General features: G+C 61.8%; 19 protein-coding genes. 12 read left to right on the top strand and 7 right to left on the bottom strand.

Annotated features, from left to right (window positions below; genetic code table 11):
* Positions 1 to 40 precede the first annotated feature (40 nt).
* The 6 genes from hemC (at position 41) to rsd (ending at position 5,551) form a co-directional block, all read left to right on the top strand.
* Complete coding sequence (gene hemC, locus CEC48_RS01435; RefSeq protein WP_088422106.1) at positions 41 to 982, top strand: hydroxymethylbilane synthase; 942 nt, start codon at positions 41 to 43, stop codon at positions 980 to 982.
* Positions 979 to 1,746, top strand: coding sequence for a uroporphyrinogen-III synthase (locus CEC48_RS01440; protein WP_088422107.1), 768 nt, complete (start codon positions 979 to 981; stop codon positions 1,744 to 1,746). The genes hemC and CEC48_RS01440 overlap by 4 nt, the downstream gene beginning before the upstream one ends.
* Before the next feature lie 18 nt (positions 1,747 to 1,764).
* Positions 1,765 to 2,880, top strand: a complete 1,116-nt coding sequence (locus CEC48_RS01445; protein WP_088422108.1) for a uroporphyrinogen-III C-methyltransferase — start codon at positions 1,765 to 1,767, stop codon at positions 2,878 to 2,880.
* Positions 2,881 to 2,885: 5 nt separating this feature from the next.
* Positions 2,886 to 4,127 (top strand): heme biosynthesis protein HemY, encoded by a 1,242-nt coding sequence (locus CEC48_RS01450; RefSeq protein WP_088422109.1) that lies wholly within the window; start codon positions 2,886 to 2,888, stop codon positions 4,125 to 4,127.
* Between the two features lie 237 nt (positions 4,128 to 4,364).
* A complete protein-coding gene (locus CEC48_RS01455; protein WP_088422110.1) occupies positions 4,365 to 4,886 on the top strand; it encodes a disulfide bond formation protein B in 522 nt (173 codons plus the stop codon).
* 206 nt (positions 4,887 to 5,092) lie between these two features.
* The gene (gene rsd, locus CEC48_RS01460) at positions 5,093 to 5,551 is read left to right on the top strand and encodes a sigma D regulator (RefSeq protein WP_088422111.1); all 459 of its coding nucleotides are present in this window, start codon (positions 5,093 to 5,095) and stop codon (positions 5,549 to 5,551) included.
* Positions 5,552 to 5,604: 53 nt separating this feature from the next.
* Here the strand turns inward: rsd and CEC48_RS01465 are convergent, their stop codons facing one another.
* Complete coding sequence (locus tag CEC48_RS01465) at positions 5,605 to 6,270, bottom strand: FKBP-type peptidyl-prolyl cis-trans isomerase (protein WP_088422112.1); 666 nt, start codon at positions 6,268 to 6,270, stop codon at positions 5,605 to 5,607.
* Positions 6,271 to 6,462: 192 nt separating this feature from the next.
* Between CEC48_RS01465 and CEC48_RS30800 the strand changes: the two genes are divergently transcribed.
* Positions 6,463 to 7,665, top strand: a complete 1,203-nt coding sequence (locus tag CEC48_RS30800) for an AlgP family protein (protein ID WP_141099641.1) — start codon at positions 6,463 to 6,465, stop codon at positions 7,663 to 7,665.
* Here the strand turns inward: CEC48_RS30800 and CEC48_RS01480 are convergent.
* Complete coding sequence (locus CEC48_RS01480; protein ID WP_088422114.1) at positions 7,662 to 8,123, bottom strand: TIGR02444 family protein; 462 nt, start codon at positions 8,121 to 8,123, stop codon at positions 7,662 to 7,664. The genes CEC48_RS30800 and CEC48_RS01480 overlap by 4 nt on opposite strands.
* A 50-nt stretch (positions 8,124 to 8,173) precedes the next feature.
* On the opposite strand from CEC48_RS01480, the gene CEC48_RS01485 reads away from it, so the two are divergent.
* The 3 genes from CEC48_RS01485 to CEC48_RS01495 all read left to right on the top strand — a co-directional run bounded on the left by CEC48_RS01485 (position 8,174) and on the right by CEC48_RS01495 (position 11,464).
* Entirely contained in the window at positions 8,174 to 10,084 is a 1,911-nt protein-coding gene (locus CEC48_RS01485; protein ID WP_088422115.1) for an ATP-binding cassette domain-containing protein, read from the top strand.
* A complete protein-coding gene (locus CEC48_RS01490; RefSeq protein ID WP_088422116.1) occupies positions 10,084 to 10,647 on the top strand; it encodes a mechanosensitive ion channel family protein in 564 nt (187 codons plus the stop codon). Before CEC48_RS01485 ends, CEC48_RS01490 begins: the two co-directional genes overlap by 1 nt.
* A 184-nt stretch (positions 10,648 to 10,831) precedes the next feature.
* Positions 10,832 to 11,464, top strand: coding sequence for a LysE family transporter (locus CEC48_RS01495; RefSeq protein WP_003208844.1), 633 nt, complete (start codon positions 10,832 to 10,834; stop codon positions 11,462 to 11,464).
* A 141-nt stretch (positions 11,465 to 11,605) separates the two neighbouring features.
* Here CEC48_RS01495 and CEC48_RS01500 read toward each other — a convergent pair whose 3' ends face one another.
* From CEC48_RS01500 to CEC48_RS01515, 4 genes are read right to left on the bottom strand one after another with little or no spacing between them, the layout of a single operon-like run.
* Positions 11,606 to 12,349, bottom strand: coding sequence for a penicillin-binding protein activator LpoB (locus CEC48_RS01500; RefSeq protein ID WP_088422117.1), 744 nt, complete (start codon positions 12,347 to 12,349; stop codon positions 11,606 to 11,608).
* 3 nt (positions 12,350 to 12,352) lie between these two features.
* Positions 12,353 to 12,940, bottom strand: coding sequence for a penicillin-binding protein activator LpoB (gene lpoB, locus CEC48_RS01505; RefSeq protein WP_017476649.1), 588 nt, complete (start codon positions 12,938 to 12,940; stop codon positions 12,353 to 12,355).
* 35 nt (positions 12,941 to 12,975) lie between these two features.
* Positions 12,976 to 13,347 carry a YcfL family protein gene (locus tag CEC48_RS01510; RefSeq protein ID WP_003214024.1) on the bottom strand — a complete coding sequence of 124 codons (372 nt, stop codon included), beginning with the start codon at positions 13,345 to 13,347 and terminating at the stop codon, positions 12,976 to 12,978.
* Positions 13,348 to 13,357: 10 nt separating this feature from the next.
* Positions 13,358 to 14,755, bottom strand: a complete 1,398-nt coding sequence (locus CEC48_RS01515) for a COG3014 family protein (RefSeq protein ID WP_088422118.1) — start codon at positions 14,753 to 14,755, stop codon at positions 13,358 to 13,360.
* 305 nt (positions 14,756 to 15,060) lie between these two features.
* Here CEC48_RS01515 and CEC48_RS01520 point away from each other — a divergent pair, with 305 nt between their 5' ends.
* Together CEC48_RS01520 and CEC48_RS01525 are read left to right on the top strand one after the other, a co-directional pair.
* Positions 15,061 to 16,956, top strand: coding sequence for an FTR1 family protein (locus CEC48_RS01520; protein ID WP_088422119.1), 1,896 nt, complete (start codon positions 15,061 to 15,063; stop codon positions 16,954 to 16,956).
* 2 nt (positions 16,957 to 16,958) lie between these two features.
* Positions 16,959 to 17,411 carry a YaiI/YqxD family protein gene (locus CEC48_RS01525; RefSeq protein ID WP_088422120.1) on the top strand — a complete coding sequence of 151 codons (453 nt, stop codon included), beginning with the start codon at positions 16,959 to 16,961 and terminating at the stop codon, positions 17,409 to 17,411.
* Here CEC48_RS01525 and elbB read toward each other — a convergent pair.
* Positions 17,408 to 18,073: an isoprenoid biosynthesis glyoxalase ElbB gene (elbB, locus tag CEC48_RS01530; protein WP_010167972.1), complete on the bottom strand. Its 666-nt coding sequence runs from the start codon at positions 18,071 to 18,073 to the stop codon at positions 17,408 to 17,410. The genes CEC48_RS01525 and elbB overlap by 4 nt on opposite strands.
* Positions 18,074 to 18,131 lie beyond the last annotated feature (58 nt).

The following is an 18,131-nucleotide window of genomic DNA, read 5'->3' on the forward strand; positions in this document are numbered from 1 at the left end:
CTGTTATTATCTGCCGTATCTATTCAGTACGGATTGATCCATGTCCTCTCGCGAAATCCGCATCGCCACCCGTAAAAGCGCCCTGGCCTTATGGCAGGCCGAGTACGTCAAAGCACGCCTTAAGCAAGCCCATCCCGGCCTCAAGGTGTCCCTGGTGCCCATGGTCAGTCGCGGCGACAAGCTGCTTGATTCGCCACTGTCGAAAATCGGCGGCAAGGGCCTGTTCGTTAAAGAGCTGGAAACCGCGCTGCTGGAGAACGAAGCCGACATCGCCGTGCATTCGATGAAAGACGTGCCCATGGACTTCCCTGAAGGCCTGGGCCTGTTTTGCATCTGCGAGCGCGAAGACCCGCGCGACGCCTTCGTTTCCAATACCTACGCCTCCCTTGATGAACTGCCGCTGGGCAGCGTCGTCGGCACCTCCAGCCTGCGTCGCCAGGCACAGTTGCTGACCCGCCGCCCGGACCTGCAAATCCGCTTCCTGCGGGGCAACGTCAATACGCGCCTGGCCAAGCTGGACGCCTGTGAATATGACGCGATCATCCTCGCGGCAGCCGGCCTGATTCGCCTGGGCTTTGAAGACCGCATCACCTCGGCCATCAGCGTCGAAGACAGCTTGCCGGCGGGCGGGCAGGGCGCTGTGGGTATCGAATGCCGCACCGCCGACAGCGAAATTCATGCGCTGCTCAAGCCTCTGGATCACCACGACACTGAAATTCGAGTCACCGCCGAACGGGCCCTGAACAAGCACCTCAACGGTGGTTGCCAGGTGCCCATCGCCTGCTACGCCGTGCTTGAGGGCGAGAACCTCTGGCTGCGTGGCCTGGTGGGCGACCCGAGTGGCGGGTTGCTGCTCACTGCCGAGATTCGCGGGCCGCAAAGCGAGGCGACCAGCCTTGGCATCAAAGTCGCCGAAGAACTGCTCGAAAAAGGCGCCGGTGCCATTCTGCAAGCGGTGTACGGCGAGGCCGGTCCGCAGTGACGCAATGGCGTGTGTTGCTGACGCGGCCTGCCGAGGAGTCGGCAGCCCTGGCGGCGACGTTATCCGAGGAAGGTATCTTCAGCAGCAGCCTGCCGTTGCTGGAGATTGAGGCGCTGCCCGTCACGCCTGAACAACAGACGGTTTTTCGCGAGCTGGACCGCTATTGCGCGGTGATCGTGGTGAGCAAGCCGGCGGCGCGCCTGGGCTTGCAGTTGCTGGCTCGACATTGGCCACAACCACCGGCCTTGCCATGGTTCAGCGTGGGCGCTGCTACGGCGCAGGTGTTGGCCGGGCATGGCCTTGACGTCAGCTATCCCCAGGAAGGCGACGACAGTGAAGCCTTGCTTGAACTGGCCGCCTTGCGCGAGGCTATCGCACGGCCTGGTGCCAGGGTGCTGATCCTGCGGGGCGAGGGCGGGCGCGAGCTGCTGGCTGAGCGTTTACGCGAGCAAGGTGCTAGTGTCGACTATCTGGAGTTGTATCGCCGTTTCCTGCCGGATTACGACAGTGCAACCCTGACCCAGCGCATAAACGTGGAACGCTTGAACGGCGTGGTGGTCAGCAGTGGGCAGGGTTTTTTACACCTGCAAGCCGTGGCCGGCACAGATTGGCCCCTGGTGGCACAGCTGCCGTTGTTCGTGCCCAGCCCGCGAGTCGCCGAGATGGCGCGTGCTGCTGGCGCGCAAGAAGTTGTGGATTGTCGTGGCGCCAGTGCCGCGGCTTTGTTAGTGGCGTTACGGAGCCTTTCCGTTCCCACTCTCTAATACGCAAAGGATGGATACGTGAGCGAAACAGCCTTGCCTAAAGATGAAGCTCAGCCCGCGCTTGATGCGCCTGTTGAGACACCGGTCACCGCCCCGCGCCGTGGCAACGGCCTGGCCATCGTGGCCTTGTTGCTCGGTGCCGCTGGCGTTGCCGCCGGCGGTTGGGGGGTCTGGCAGGTCCGCGCACTGCAGGCGAGCAGCCAGCAACAGCTGGGCCAAGTGCAAACCCTGGACGACCAATCCCAGAGCCTCAAGCAGGGCCAGCAGCAACTGTCGGCCCGCCTGGGGCAACTGCCGGGCGCTGATGAACTGGAAGAGCGCCGCCGGCTGGTGGCGCAATTGCAGGGCGATCAACAGCGCTTGAGCCAGCGGCTGGAAACCGTGCTGGGTGCCAGCCGCCAGGACTGGCGACTGGCCGAGGCCGAACACCTGATCCGCCTGGCCAGCCTGCGTCTTTCTGCCCTGCAGGACATCAACAGCGCTCAGGCGCTGGTCCAGGGCGCTGACGAAATCCTCCGTGAACAGAGCGACCCGGGCTCGTACGCCGCCCGTGAGCAGTTAGCCAAGAGCCTCGCCGCCTTGCGCAGCGTCGAACAGCCGGACCGCACCGGGCTGTACCTGCAACTGGCTGCACTGCGTGATCAGGTCGTGCAACTGGCGGCCATCGCTCCGGAATACCAACTCCCGGAAGCCGCTAATGAAGGCCGTCAGACTACGGATACGGACAACCGCTGGAGCCAGTGGTGGGAGCAGATCTCGCGGTATTTCCGCATCGACTTCAACCCGGATGACAACATTCGCCCGCTCTTGGCAGGGCAAGGCCTGAACCAGGTGCGACTGGCCCTGAGCTTGGCACTGGAGCAAGCGCAGTGGGCGGCGCTCAACGGCGAACCGGCGGTGTACAGCCGATCCCTGGGCGAGGCCCGAAGCGTCCTGCAGGACAACTTTAATCAAGACAACCCGCAAAGCAAAAACATGCTGGCGCGTATTGCCGAGCTCGAGCCCAAGGCCGTCTCGGTGGTGACGCCGGACCTGGCCGCGAGTCTGGCCGCCGTGCAGGCCTACCTTGACCGTCGCCATCTGTCTGCCGAAGAAGCCAAGGCTTCCGCTGGCAAGCCGGCGACCCAGGAGTAAAGCCGATGAAGCGTTTCTATGTGATCCTGGTGCTGGCGATTGCGATCGCCTTGGCGCTGGCTGTGGGCATTTCGAAACACACCGGTTACGTGCTGATTACCTATCCCCATGTGCTGCATTACGAGTCCGGGCTGTGGTCGACACTGGTGGCGTTGTTTGTCATCGGCCTTGCGATCTACCTGGTCCGGGCGCTGCTGGGCCTGGTGTTGACCTCGGGTGGCGTGGTCAACCCCTGGTCGCGGCGCAATCGCAGCCGTCGGGTGCAGGTCGCCATTGAACAAGGCCAGATGGACCTCGCCGAAGGGCGTTGGGCCAGCGCCGAGCGTCACTTGCACCGTGCTGCCGAAGCAGAGCGTCAGCCATTGCTTTACTACCTCGGCGCGGCCCGGGCGGCCAACGAGCAAGGGCGTTATGAGGAGGCGGACGGCCTGCTGGAACGCGCGCTTGAGCGCCAGCCCCAGGCCGAACTGGCGGTGGCCTTGAGTCATGCGCAGTTGCAGATGGACCGTGGCGACAGCGAGGGTGCCCTGGTCACCTTGCAGGCCATGCATGAGCGTCATCCGCATAACGTCCAGGTATTGCGTCAATTACAGCGGCTGTATCAGCAGCGCGGTGATTGGTCTTCGGTGATCCGGCTGTTGCCTGAACTGCGCAAGGACAAGGCGCTGCCACCTGCCGAGCTGGCCGACCTGGAGCGTCGCGCCTGGGGCGAGAACCTGACCCTGGCCGCCCAGCGTGAAGAGCAAGGCGAGGCCGGCCAGCAATCCCTTGAGCGCGCCTGGCAGCAACTGACTTCGCCCCAGCGCCAGGAACCGCAACTGGTGCTGGCGTACGCCGAACAGCTGCGTCAATTGGGCGCGGATGCCAAAGCCGAGGAAGTGCTGCGCGGTGCGCTCAAACGTGAATACGACAGCCATCTGATCAGGCTCTACGGCTTGCTGCGTGGCAGCGATCCGGCGAAGCAGTTGAAGTTTGCCGAGGGCTGGCTCAAGGACCATCCGGGCGATGCCAGCCTGTTGCTGACCCTTGGGCGCCTATGCCTGCAAAACAGCTTGTGGGGCAAGGCACGGGACTACCTGGAAAGCAGCCTGCAAGTGCAGCGCAACCCTGAAGCCTGCGCCGAACTGGCGCGCCTGCTGGCGCAGTTGGGCGACACCGAGCGCAGCAACCAGTTGTTCCAGGAAGGCCTGGGCCTGCTGGACAAGCGTTTGCTGGCGTCACCGCTGCCGGTTCCGGCGCGGGTTTGACGTAGGAATCAGCATAAGGGTTGGCTGAGAATTGTCTGGCGGCCAACCCTTCAATATCGCCTAATAGCTGTAGTCAATACGGCTTGTAGTAAACTCCTACGCAGACGCGCGTTTAATCGCTCATCTTCTGACGGGATATCCCTACGCTCTCGCGGAATCGTCTGCTCCGGTGCGTATTGAAAGGGGTAAGGCCTTTCCTCTACCGTAACTACCTATCTCTTGCGTTGCGGATAAACAATGTCTTTGGCCCCCTCACGCTCCCTGTTCCTCCTGGCGTTTTTGGCTGGTGCGCTGACGCTGGGCGCATCCTTTTACCTGGAATACGCCGCGCTTTTGCGCCCTTGTTTCCTGTGTCAGGTACAACGAGTGCTTGTGGCTGCCTTCACGCTGATCAACCTGGTGGCGGTGATTCATGGACCCAAGCGGTCCGGGATCTACCTGTATTGGCTGGCGAGCATGGGCTGCGCAGTGCTGGGCGCCATCACGGCGATACGCCAGGTATTGCTGCAAAATACGCCGCCGGAACAGCTGCCTACCTGTTGGCCCGGCCTCCAATACATGATCGAGAATCTGTCGCTCCGGGAGGCGTTGACCCTGATCTTCAAGGGCACCGTCGACTGTGTGGAAATCAACTGGACGCTGTTCGACTTGAGTATTCCGGAGTGGAGCTTGCTGTTCTTCGTGGCCATGCTGATCCTTGGCGCAGCGCAGTTCTCGCGGTTGTTGCTGAGCCAGCGTTTTGGCCTTGCACGGCACTGACAGGTGCCCGCAGGTTGTAGGAAGGGATTAAACACTTGTATGAACTTTCTCTCCTGCGTACCTTGATGCCATAGTCATGCGGGCATAATCTGGCCCGCACGTGTTATTGAAACAGACTGTTCGAAGCACCTTTGCCCGGTTGCCGCTTTAACCTTGAAGTGTTGCGCGGGCAGCAGGCGGCGCCCCTATAGGGAAGAGAGATCATCATGCTGGAAAGTTGTCAGAATGCTCAGGAACGCTGGGGTGGGGTGCACAAACTGATCGATGGTTGGTTGAAAGCGCGTCACGAACTGGTTCGGGCCTTTGATGCTCTCGGTGCCAAGCCCGAAGCGATAAGCGAGAACCGCAAGCCATTGCAGGAATTCTGCGGCGTATTGGTGGACTACGTCTCGGCGGGGCACTTCGGTGTCTACGAGCAGTTGACCAAAGAGGCCGAAGCCTTCGACGATCAACGTGGCCTGGACTTGGCAGAAACGATTTACCCGCGCATCGACGTCATCACCGAGAAGCTGCTGGCCTTCAACGACCTGTGTGATGCCGGCAAGTGTGTTGCAGAAAAATTCAAAGAGTTGGGCGGTTTGCTTCATGAGCGTTTCGAGCTGGAAGATTGCCTGATCGAGGTGCTGCACAACGCCCACAAGGAAGAGTTGACGGCCAAAGCCTGACTCGCCACAACACAAAAAAACGGTGCGCATTGCGCACCGTTTTTCGTTTGGGTTCAGGCGCCCGCGCCGAGCAATTCGATTTCGAATACCAGCGGCGTATAAGGCGGGATCAACTCGCCGGCACCATCAGCGCCATAGGCTTGGTCGGATGGAATCACCAGGCGCCATTTCGCGCCCACCGGCATCTGTTGCAACGCGCTTCGCCAGCCGCTGATCACGCTGTCCAGACGAAACCACTGGGGCTGTGTGCTCTTGTCGAAGACTGTCCCGTCGGGTAACCGCCCAACGTAGTTCACTTGCACGCGATCATCGGCGGCAGGCTTTTTCCCGCTGCCAGGGGACAGTTCGGTCATCAGGATGCCGTCTGCCAATTCGTGCACACCACTTTTGGATTTCTCACTGGCTAAAAATTGTTGCTCGGCTGCGAGTGCCTTTTCACTTTGTGGTGCTCGATTGTCTGGCGCGTTTTGCGCTTCGTGCTGGGCAAGGATCTGTTCGATGCGTGTGTCGTCCAGGGCCAGTGGCTTGCCTTGGTAGGCCTGTTTGAGGCCGTCGATCAGCGCCTCGACTTGCAGGCCCGGCATCTCTTGGCGCAGGCGTTCACCCAAGCTCGCGCCCAGGCTGTAGGCCAGGTCGTGGTCATCTTTGGACGGGGATTTCTCGCTCGCATTGGCCACCGAAAGCGCAACGCTCAACACTAAAAAAAGGTAACGCGACATGGGCGTTCTCCAGCCGAAAGTGCGATGGATTATGCCAGTGTGAATGCTTAAAAAGTGGCGTGGTTTTTCGTTATATCGATAAGAATTTTCGTGCGGTGCAACGCAAGCCAATCGATACTGTCAACATGCCCTAGCGGCGGTAAGAGCAGAGGGCTAGTATGAGCCGCACCCACGTCAGCCAGGAGGTAAACCATGTCGGCCAAACAGAAGCCTGTAAATACCCCGTTGCATTTGCTCCAACAACTTTCGGGCAGCCTGCTCGAACATTTGGAAAGCGCTTGTTCACAAGCCTTGGCTGAGGCTGAGAAGTTGCTCGCCAAGCTTGAAAAACAACGCGGCAAAGCTCAGGAAAAACTGCACAAATCCCGTACCAAACTGCAAGGCGCAGCGACCGCTGGCAAAGCCAAGGCACAAGCCAAAGCCAAGGACGCCGTCAAAGAACTTGAGGACTTGCTCGACGCCCTCAAGGATCGTCAATCCGAAACCCGCACCTACATTTCCCAACTCAAGCGTGATGCTTCCGAGAGCCTGAAACTGGCTCAGGGCGTTGGTCGTGTGAAGGAAGCTGTCGGCAAAGTGCTGAGCACCCGTGCTCCGGCTAAAGCCGCTGCAGCGAGCGCTGCGAAAAAGCCAGCCAGCAAAGCAGTCGCCGCCAAGGCACCTGCAAAGGCTGCGGCCAAGCCTGCTGTAAAAGCACCGGCTAAACCGGCTGCCAAACCAGCGACTAAAACTGCTGCTGCAAAACCTGCTGCCAAGCCAGCCGCTAAAACTGCTGCTGCGAAACCAGCCGCCAAGCCTGCCGCTAAAACCGCTGCTGCAAAACCTGCTGCCAAGCCAGCCGCTAAAACTGCTGCTGCGAAACCAGCGGCCAAGCCAGCTGCTAAAACTGCTGCTGCGAAACCAGCGGCCAAGCCAGCTGCTAAAACTGCTGCTGCGAAACCAGCGGCCAAGCCAGCTGCTAAAACTGCTGCTGCGAAACCAGCCGCCAAGCCAGCCGCTAAAACTGCTGCTGCGAAACCGGCCGCCAAGCCAGTTGCTAAAACTGCTGCTGCGAAACCGGCCGCCAAGCCAGCTGCTAAAACTGCTGCTGCGAAACCGGCCGCCAAGCCAGCTGCTAAAACCGCTGCTGCGAAACCGGCCGCCAAGCCAGTTGCTAAAACTGCTGCTGCGAAACCGGCCGCCAAGCCAGCCGTTAAACCTGCTGCTGCCAAACCAGCTGCCAAGCCAGCCGCAAAACCAGCCGCCGCCAAGCCTGCACCGGCCAAGGCAGCTACTCCAGCTGCAAAGCCTGCGACCCCAGCCGCACCTGCTGCCAGCACCGCAGCGCCAACCGCTTCGGCCAGCAGCACGCCTGCACCGGCAGCGCCAAGCGTCACCCCAACCAGCGCTTCCTAAGTGCCGGTGACCGCGGCGCGCAGCTGATGCAGTGCGTCGTGGTCAAGGTTGGCGGCTTCGGCCGCCAGTCCTTCAAGCCATGCTTGACCTTTCACCTCGGCCACCGGCCAACCCTGCGCCACGCCTTCCAGGCGCGATAACAGCAGCCGTTCGGCTTCCAGCTCCAGTGCCTTGACCCGTTCCCGTAAGGCTCCCAGCTCAGCATCGTGCTGCGCCATGGCCCGCCATTGCGTGCGTACTTGCCGCAGCGGTTCGACCACTTCGGTCCGCCACGGCCCGGCGACCTGCCGCAATGCCTGCAAACGCCACGGCTGCGGCGCCACACTGCGCTGTTCCAGCCACAGCCCGCACAACACCAGGCACACATCAGCCCCTTGCGCCTGCAAGCGCAGGCAAGCGTCCTCAGCGCCCGGGCGGGCGTAAGTCGAGAGGGCAAAGCTCCACAGGTCAGCGCACATATTCACACCCAAGCCAGCGGCCAACGAAGCTGGTAGACTCCGCCGCCATTATGATCCGACTTCAAAGCCTAACATTACAGCGTGGCCCGCAACGTCTTCTCGAAGACGCCGAGCTGACCCTGCACGCCGGTCACAAAGCCGGCCTGATCGGTGCCAACGGCGCCGGCAAATCCACGTTGTTCGCCTTGCTGCTGGGTGAGCTGACTCCCGATTCCGGGAATTGTCTGCTGCCGGCCGACTGGCGCATCGCCCATATGCGCCAGGAGATCGACACCCTCGACCGCATCGCGATCGACTACGTGCTCGATGGCGACCTGCGCCTGCGCCAGGTGCAACACGACCTCGCCGAGGCCGAGAAAGCCCAGGACGGCGCCGCACAGGCCCGCCTGCACTCGGAACTGGACAGTGCCGACGGCTACACCGCCGACGCCCGCGCCCGCAAAATGCTCGCCGGCCTTGGCTTTACCAACGAACAGATGGACCGCCCGGTCGCCGACTTCTCCGGTGGCTGGCGCATGCGCCTGAACCTGGCTCAGGCGCTGATGTGCCCGTCGGACCTGTTGCTGCTCGATGAACCGACCAACCACTTGGACCTCGATGCGATCCTGTGGCTGGAAGACTTCCTGAAAAGCTACCCGGGCACCTTGTTGCTGATTTCCCACGACCGGGATTTCCTCGACGCCGTGGTGGACAACATCGCCCACGTCGACCAGAAGAAAATTACCCTGTACCGCGGTGGCTACAGCGCCTTCGAACGCGCCCGTGCCGAGCGTATGGCCCAGCAACAGCAGGCCTACGAGAAGCAGCAGGCGCAACGCGCGCACATGGAAAGCTACATTGCCCGGTTCAAGGCCCAGGCCACCAAGGCCCGCCAGGCCCAGAGCCGGATCAAGGCCCTGGAACGCATGGAAGAGCTGTCGGCGGCCCACGTCGATTCACCGTTCGACTTTGTATTTCGCGAGTCGGTGAAAATCTCCAGCCCGCTGCTCGACCTGTCCGACGCCCGCCTGGGTTATGGCGACAAGACCATCCTTGAGAAGGTCAAGTTGCAGCTCACCCCTGGCGCGCGGATCGGCCTGCTCGGGCCCAACGGCGCGGGCAAGTCGACACTGATCAAAAACCTCTCGGGCGAACTGCAGCCTTTGGCCGGCCGCCTGGTGCGCGGTGAGAACCTGGTAGTGGGCTACTTCGCCCAGCACCAGTTGGACTCCCTCGACGCCAAGGCGAGCCCGCTGCTGCACTTGCAGCGCCTGGCGCCGACCGAACGCGAGCAGACCCTGCGGGACTTCCTCGGCGGTTTCGACTTCCGTGGCGCACGCATCGACGAGCCGGTGTTGAACTTCTCCGGTGGCGAAAAGGCCCGCCTGGCCCTGGCGTTGATCGCCTGGGACCGGCCAAACCTATTGCTGCTCGACGAACCGACCAACCACCTGGACCTGGAAATGCGCCTGGCGCTGACCATGGCCCTGCAGGAATTCAGCGGCGCGGTGTTGGTGGTGTCTCACGATCGGCACTTGCTCAAGAGCACCACCGATAACTTCCTGTTGGTGGCTGATGGCAAGGTCGAGGAATTCGACGGCGACCTGGAAGACTACGCGCGTTGGCTGTCGGACTACCGCCTGCGCAACGCGCCGGTCAGCAACACGCCGGTCAACCCGGACAAGACCGACAAGAAAGCCCAGCGCCAGGCCGCTGCTGCATTGCGTCAGCAACTGGCCCCGCACAAGCGTGAAGCCGACAAGCTGGAAGCTGAATTGGGCAAAATCCACGAGAAGCTGGCGAAGATCGAAACCAGCCTCGGCGACAGCGCCGTTTACGAGCCGGCCCGCAAGGATGAATTGCGCGACCTGCTGGCTGAACAGGCCAAGCTCAAGGTGCGTGAAGCGCAGTTGGAGGAGACCTGGATGGAAGCCCTTGAACTGCTGGAATCCTTGCAAGCGGAGCTGGAGGCGCTGTCCTGATGGAAGCGCTGCAACTGTCGCTGCCGGCCCAATGGATCGCACCGATCTGGGTGGCCGTACAAATTCTGCTGATCCTGTTGGCCGGCTATGTCGCCCAGCGTTTCGTCGCCAAGTGCCTGAACCGGCTGGGGGAACGTTATCCGTTCCCCCCGCAGTTGCTGATGCCGCTGCGCGGCGGCCTGCGGTGGCTGATTATGGGCAGTGCGCTGATCTTTGTGCTGGAGCGCCTGGGCGTGTCCGCCACGGTGCTGTGGACGGCGCTGTCGGGCTTTGTCGCAGTGGCAGCGGTGGCGTTCTTCGCCATGTGGTCGGTGTTGTCCAACCTGCTGTGCGCCATTCTGATTTTCACCGTGGGACCGTTCCGCCTTGGCGATGTGGTCGAGTTGGTGGACACCGTCGACAAGCCTGGCGTCAAAGGCCGAGTGGTGGCGATCAACCTGCTCTACACCACGCTGATCGAAGTGGAAGAGGCCGGGACGGGCAGTGTCATGGTGCAAGTGCCCAACAGCCTGTTCTTCCAGCGCTCGGTGCGCCGTTGGCGCGGCAGTGATGTGCTGCCTTAACCTGTGGCGAGGGAGCTTGCTCCCGCTGGAGTGCGCAGCGCTCCCGGCTTTTTTGGGGCCGCTACGCAGCCCAGCGGGAGCAAGCTCCCTCGCCACAAAGGCCCAGCCCAAAATTTTTGTAGCCATTTCTCGGCCAGCAGCGTTAGTTTAGAAACATTCAAAAAACTCAGCTCTGAGGTGTGTAATGGCACTCGACACATGGCTGGCCTTTTTCCTGGCCAGTTGGATCATCAGTCTCTCTCCTGGCGCCGGCGCCATTGCGTCGATGTCCAGCGGCCTGCAATACGGTTTCCTGCGCGGTTACTGGAATGCGCTGGGCCTGCAACTGGGCCTGGCGATGCAAATCGCCGTGGTTGCTGGCGGCCTGGGGGCGATTCTCGCGGCATCCTCCACGGCGTTCTATGCGATTAAATGGTTTGGTGTGGCGTACCTGGTGTACCTCGCCATCAAGCAATGGCGCGCGCTGCCTACCGACCTTAGCGATGACGCGGCGATTCGCCCGATCGGCAAGCCGATGGCGATGATGTTCCGCGGGTTCCTGGTCAACGCCAGCAACCCCAAGGCCCTGGTGTTCATGCTGGCGGTATTGCCGCAGTTCGTGAACCCGCAGGCGCCGCTGCTGAACCAATACCTGATCCTGGGCGCGACAATGATCTGCGTGGACATGATCGTGATGGCCGGCTACACCGGGCTGGCATCGAAAGTGTTGCGCTTGTTGCGCACACCGAAGCAGCAGAAACGCATGAACCGCACGTTTGCCGGCTTGTTCGTCGGCGCGGCGGGGTTCCTGGCCAGCTTGCATCGCGCAACGGCGTAGCTGACGAAACCGGAACAAAAATGTGGGAGCGGGCTTGCTCGCGAGTGCGTAGTGTCAGTCACCAGATGTATTGACTGATCTACCGCATTCGCGAGCAAGCCCGCTCCCACATTTGATTTGTGTTGCTTGTACTTCCAGTGATCAGCGCAAGATCTTCGGCGCTTCATCCCGTGGCAGGTTATTGCGCAATGCAGGCTGCCCAGGCTGTTCCTGATAACCACCGCCGAGTTGTTCGGCCAACTGCCGCGCAACATCCTCGCCCAACGCCTTCGACACTTCCCGCACCACACGCGGCCGGTTCAGGCTCACGCGCACGTCACGGTTGTTCACAAGCTTGGTGTCCTGGCCTTCGCCCATGGCAGTAAACGCCGAGGTGATTTCAAAGGTGCGGGTGTTGATCAGGCTGAAATCCGCGACCAGCGTCAGGCCCAGCACCGCCGAGTAGCTGTTGGTGTGGTCCAGCGCATTCACATCCTGGGTAAAGTCGATATCCGACAAGGTGCCGAACAGCACGTAGTCTGCGCCCTTGAAGTTACCGGCCTTGATGCGCTTGATAACGTCATACACATCGCCCTTGGCGTCAGCGGTGTAAGGCGTGCCCTGTACCAACTGGAACTGCCGCGACTTGAGGATTTCGCCCTTGATGTCGCCGCTGAACTTGCGCAGTTCGGCCTGCTCGATGTAGCTGGTGCGGCTTTCGTACTCGCTGTAGCTCGACCCGCCGCTGGCGCTGTAGCCACTGGCCTGGAAGTTGTTGCTGGCCGCGACCTGGTGAATGTATTCCTCCACCCGGGCCTCGTAGGCCAGGTCGGTCACCGCGATCTTCGGTGCGGCCGAGGCGCCAAAGGCGCACAGCAGGCCGATCATGCCGATCCATGCACGCATTGCTTAGCGCTCCGTGGTTTTGCGGATTTCTTTTTCGTCCATCCATTCAGCCAGGCCGCTTTCGACGTCGATCAGTTGCAGGCTGAACTTGTAGAACACGTCCTTGTAGTCCGAGCTGCGCTTGACGATGGAGCTGATGGAGCCTTCCAGACGGTACTTGGCGGCGACCATGTTACCGGTCTTGCTGACGGTCGATTTCTTGTACAGACCGCTCTGGTTCTGCAGCTTCAACTGGTCCACCTGGCTTTGCATGTCGGTGTTGTCGCTGGCGAAGCGGGCGGTACCGGTCTTCATCAGCTGGGTCTTGATCGACGTGGTGATCTCGCGGGTATCGATGTACTCGCTGGTCTTGTTCTTCACGTCATACACCTGCACTACCGGGCGGCCCTGGAGGATGCCGGACTGGGCCAGGGAGCGGGTCATGCTTTCGGCGATCATCTGCAGGTCGGTGGAACCGAACTCGTTGGTCACCAGTTCCACGGCCTTGGTGTCGCCGTAGCTGATGTTTTTACCGCCCAGTACCGGCGAGGTGTTGGCGCAGCCGCTGGCCAAAACGGCAACCACGGCGAGGAACGAGAAGCGTGCAAACATGGGGATGTCTCTCTGAAACTGAATGAGTGGGCGGATCAAGGCGTTTTCACTTCAAGGCGGAAGTCGGCGGCCTGTGGCAGGTTGGCGATGGCCGGCAAGAAGGTCGCCTGGTTCGCGTAGAGGTTCAGCACCTTCCACGTCTCTTCATCGCCCACCGGGAAGCCGTCGGCGCCCAGCCAGGCGAAGCGGTAATACATCATCTGGTTGCTGCTGGTGATGTTGCTCAACTGCACCTTGGCGGTCAGGAAGCCGTTCTCGCGGGCGACGCGAATGGCGCCCACGGCGATGCCCTTGAACTTGCCCATCACCACGATTTTGCTCGCGGCGCTGCCGGGTTCCGGTGGTGGCGGGGTGGCGCAACCGGCCAGAAGGATCAGCGCCAGGGCGCCGAGGATAAAATGACGCATAGCGTGCTCCTTAAGGTTGTTTGAGAGTGGCGACGGCTTGCGGCGGATTGCTCTGCACCACATGAGCCGCAAGGCCGCCGGCGAATACCTGGTTGCCGACCACGCGCAGGGTGATCACCTGGTAGCGCTGGTCGGCCTTGACCGTCACCAGCGTGCCGCCCAGGGCGTTGGGCAGGCTGACCTGGTGCTCGCCGTGCTTGAGGCGCAGGCGTGTTACTTGGGTCATGTCTGGCAGGGTGCGCCAGGTGCGGGTGTCGGCGCCTTCGGTGACGGCCGAAGCGATACCCAGAACCAGGCCCGCCATCGGGTTGGTCTTGTTCAGGTTGTTTTGTGCCACACCGCGGGTGACGGCGCGTACGGTGGTGCGCAGGATGATGCCCGGCATGTCATCGCGCAGGGCGCGGCGGGACATGGCGGTGGTGCTGTTGAGGGCGGTGAGGTTCTGCTGCTGGCCGTCGACACCGATCTGCGCGAAGGTCGCGGTGGAGGTGTCGGGCTTGATCACCGGGAACGACAGCGGGGTGATCACCAGGTGGCCGTCGATAGGGATCGGCAGTGGCAGGCGAATCGAGTCGCGGGCCGGTGCCAGGCCGCTTTGCACCACGATCAGCACGTCGGTCTCGTCGGCGCCGACCTTGGATTTATCCAGGTCGAGCAGGGCCTGTTCCAGCAGCGGTGTGTTGGGGCGCAGTTCGGCGGCCTTGCGATAACCCGGTGCGGCCAGGTCTTTTTCGCCCAGGGCTTCGTAGACGAAACCGGCCAGGTAATGGCTGAACGCACTCTGGTAGCTGTTCTTCAGGCCGACCACTTCCGGGGCGTTGAGGCTTTCCACCGGGTAGCCGCGCAGGTCCTTGAATTGGGTCGCGATGCCCTGGCGCTCGGCTTCGTTTTCGCTCTTGAGGTATTCCTTGTCCCGAAGGTCCGCAATCACCGCTTCGCGTTCGTGGGTCTTCTTGATCTCGGTGCGTGCACCGTCGAAGTCATTCAGCGCCAGCAGGTTCAGGGCCATCTGGGTGGTGAGCATGACTTTTTCGTAGTCGTAGCCTTCGTAGCGGCGGACCTTGTCATTGACCAGGAAGGCGCCGAACTGCGCGAGGTACTTGTCGGTGTCGAACTTGACCGACTCTTCCCACTTGTACACTTGCAGGTCGGCGCTGCGCCAGGCGGTCTGGCTGCCGGTCAGGTCGCCCTTGGCACGCAGCAACTCGCCCTTTTCGAAGTAGTAGAGAAGGTCCTTGTCGTCGCCGGTGTTGTTCTTCTCAAGCAGGGTAAGCGCGCCGTCGACATTGCCGGTGGCCAACTGCTGATTAGTGGCTTGCAGCTCGGTGTCGTAGCTGCGAAACATCGAACAACCGGACAGCAACGTGACCGCTGCGAGCGCGAGCGAAGTAAAGGCGCGAGATGCCATCGAAGAGCTTCTTCCCTGAACGTAATCGGCCGAATGTGCTGGTTGGGCCGAATCACCAATGACAGGAACGCGGCGCGATCCTGCCAATTCCTCATAAAAAGAGGAGCGAAAATGCCATTTCGCAATAACGAAGGCGCAGCATTATAAGCTGCATTGCTGGCAAAACAATGGCCTTTTGGATCCATTTTTCGGCTGAAATGCCACTACTGCACCTACCAAGCGCCACGTCAAATCACTAACGCCTTGAGTCAAACCCCTTAAGGTTTGACAATGTGTTACTTCGTATTTCCCTTTGAGATTCATTCATGATTGCCCCCTTCCGTTTTTTTGCCTGGCTGATGCTGCCAGCGTTGATGTCGTGCAGCTTCAACCTGCTGGCCGCCACGGCCGAGGGTGCCCCACAAGCCCTGCATTTACTGGACTACATCGGCGCGGACTACCCGCCGACGGTGGAGGCGGGCAAGGTCATCGATGATTCGGAATACCGCGAGCAGGTAGAGTTTCTCGGGGTGTTGCAGGGTTTGGTGGCGCAATTGCCAGAAAAGCCCGAGCGCGCCGAGCTGATAAAAGGCGTGGATGAACTGCTGGCAGCCGTCACCGCCCATCAGGACGGTGCGGCGGTTGCCCACCAGGCCCGGCAATTGGGTGCCAAGCTGGCGGTGGCGTATGAGGTCAGCCAGGCCCCGGCCATTACCCCCGACCCGACCCGTGGCGCGCCGCTCTACGCCCAGAACTGCTCGGTGTGCCACGGCGCCACCGGCGCTGGCGATGGCCCCGCAGGCGTTGGCATGACCCCGCCGCCCGCCAACCTGCGGGACGCTGCGCGCCTCGACCGCTTGAGCCTCTACGCGATCTACAACACCCTTGGGCTGGGTGTGGAAGGCACCGACATGCCGTCTTTCGCCGACCAACTGGACGACCGCCAGCGCTGGGACCTGGCCACCTATATCGCCGGCTTCACCGCCGACCCGGCTGCGGCGAAAAGCGAAAAGTCCTTCAACCTCGCCGACCTCGCGCGCCAGACCCCCAATGAAGTGCTGGCCGCCGAAGGCCCGGGCGCAGTCGCTACTTTCCGTGCCCAGCGCGCCCAACCGCCGCAGGTCAAGCGTGGCCCGGCGCAGTTGCTCGATTACACCGCCGCCACCCTCGACAAAAGCCTCGCCGCTTTCCGCAACGGTGAGCACGAGCAGGCCTACGACCTGTCGGTAGCGGCTTATCTGGAAGGTTTCGAGCTGGTTGAAAGCTCCCTCGACAACGTCGACGCCAACGTGCGCAAAGACACCGAAAAGGCCCTGATGGCGTACCGGCAGTCGTTGCAGGACGGCCTGCCGATCGAGCAGGTCCAGCAGCGGCTGGACGTGGCCAAGGGCAAGCTCACTGAGTCAGCCGGCTTGTTGGGCAGCGATGGCTTGAGCTGGTCCCTGAGCTACATCTCCGGGTTGTTGATCCTGCTGCGCGAAGGCCTGGAAGCGATCCTGGTGCTGGCGGCGATCCTCGCGTTCCTGCGTAACACCGGCCAGCAATCGGCGGTGCGCAGCGTCAACGTCGGCTGGGGCCTGGCGCTGTTGGCCGGCTTGGCCACCTGGGCCCTGGCGGCGTATGTGATTGACGTCAGCGGCGCCCAGCGCGAATTGCTGGAAGGCTGCACGGCGCTGTTTGCCAGCGTGATGGTGCTGTGGCTCGGGGTGTGGATGCACGACCGTCGCCACGCGGCCGCCTGGCAGGACTACATCAAGAGCAGCCTGGTAGGCGGTGGCGGGCGTTTCGGCTTTGCAATGCTGGCTTTCTTCTCGGTGTACCGCGAGCTGTTCGAAGTGATCCTGTTCTACGAAACCCTGTGGCTCCAAGCTGGCCCCGCCGGGCACAACGCGGTATTGGCCGGCGGCGCCACAGCGCTGGTGCTGTTGGTGGGACTGGCCTGGGTGATTCTGCGGGGCTCGGCGAAACTGCCGCTGGCGCTGTTCTTCGGCATCAACGCCGCGCTGCTGTGTGCGCTGTCGGTGGTGTTCGCCGGGCATGGCGTCAAGGCGTTGCAGGAAGCCGGGATCTTCGGCACCCGGCCGGTGGCGTTCTTTGACTTCGACTGGCTGGGCATTCACGCCGATGCCTATTCGTTGAGCGCCCAGGCCGTGGCAATCCTGGCGATTGTAGTGCTCTACGGCCGCAGCCGGTTGGCTGAAAAACGCCGCGTGGTGGCCTAGCCATGCGCGTGTGGATCGATGCAGACGCCTGCCCACGGGCGGCCAAGGATCAGGTGGTGAAGTTCTCCCTCAAACGCCAGTTTGAAGTGGTGCTGGTGGCCGGGCAGAGCCAGATCAAGCCGAGCTTCTCGTGTGTGAAGCTGATCGTGGTGCCCAGCGGCCCGGACGCGGCCGATGACTACCTGGTGGAACACGCGGTGCCCGGCGAGTTGGTGATCTGCAGCGATGTGCCGCTGGCCGACCGCTTGGTGAAGAACGGTGTGACGGCGCTGGACCCGCGCGGCAAGGAGTTCAGCCCGCAGAACATGAGTGAGCGGCTGGCGGTGCGTAACCTGTTCACCGATCTGCGCGAGCAGGGGCAGATGGGCGGCGGCCCGCCGCCCCATGGGGACAAGGACAAGCAGGCGTTTGCCAACTCACTGGATCGGATTCTGACCCGGCTGATGAAGGCCTAATCGTTCTCGTGGGTCAGCTCCAGCACCCGGTCCACCAGCTTGTTGATGCCTGACGCCACTTCGCTGATGCGCTTGCCGAGCATGTAGGCCGGCGTGCTCACCAGTTTGCGTGCCTTGTCTTCGACGATGTCGTCGACCGCGCATTCCTGGTGGGTGGCACCCATCTTGTCCATCGCGGCTGCAGTGTCGGCGTCGTTGCCGATGGTGCAGGTCACGCCCGGGCCATAGATCTTCGCCGCCAATGCCGGCGAGATGCAGATCAGCCCGACTGGCTTACCCGCCTCGGCAAACGCTTCGGCCAGTTCCAGCACCTGCGGGTTGACGCTGCACCCGGCGCCTTCCACGGCAAAGTTCGACAGGTTTTTCGCCGCGCCAAACCCACCGGGCACGATCAGCGCATCGAAATCCTCGGCGTTGGCATCACGAATGTCCTTCACCTCGCCACGGGCAATGCGCGCCGACTCCACCAGCACGTTGCGCGACTCGGGCATTTCTTCGCCCGTCAGGTGGTTGATCACATGCAGTTGGGCAATGTTGGGTGCAAAACACTGCACCTCGGCGCCGCGCTGGTCCAGGCGCAGCAGGGTGATCACGCTTTCATGAACCTCAGCACCGTCATACACGCCACAGCCGGAAAGGATCACTGCAATCTTTTTGCTCATGGGCATTTCTCCTGATTCATGGCGTTAAATGTCTACTCATTTGTCACTCATTGCCAAT

Origin of the sequence: Pseudomonas sp. K2I15 (assembly GCF_002204795.1) — a bacterium.
In the GTDB taxonomy this organism is placed as follows: domain Bacteria; phylum Pseudomonadota; class Gammaproteobacteria; order Pseudomonadales; family Pseudomonadaceae; genus Aquipseudomonas.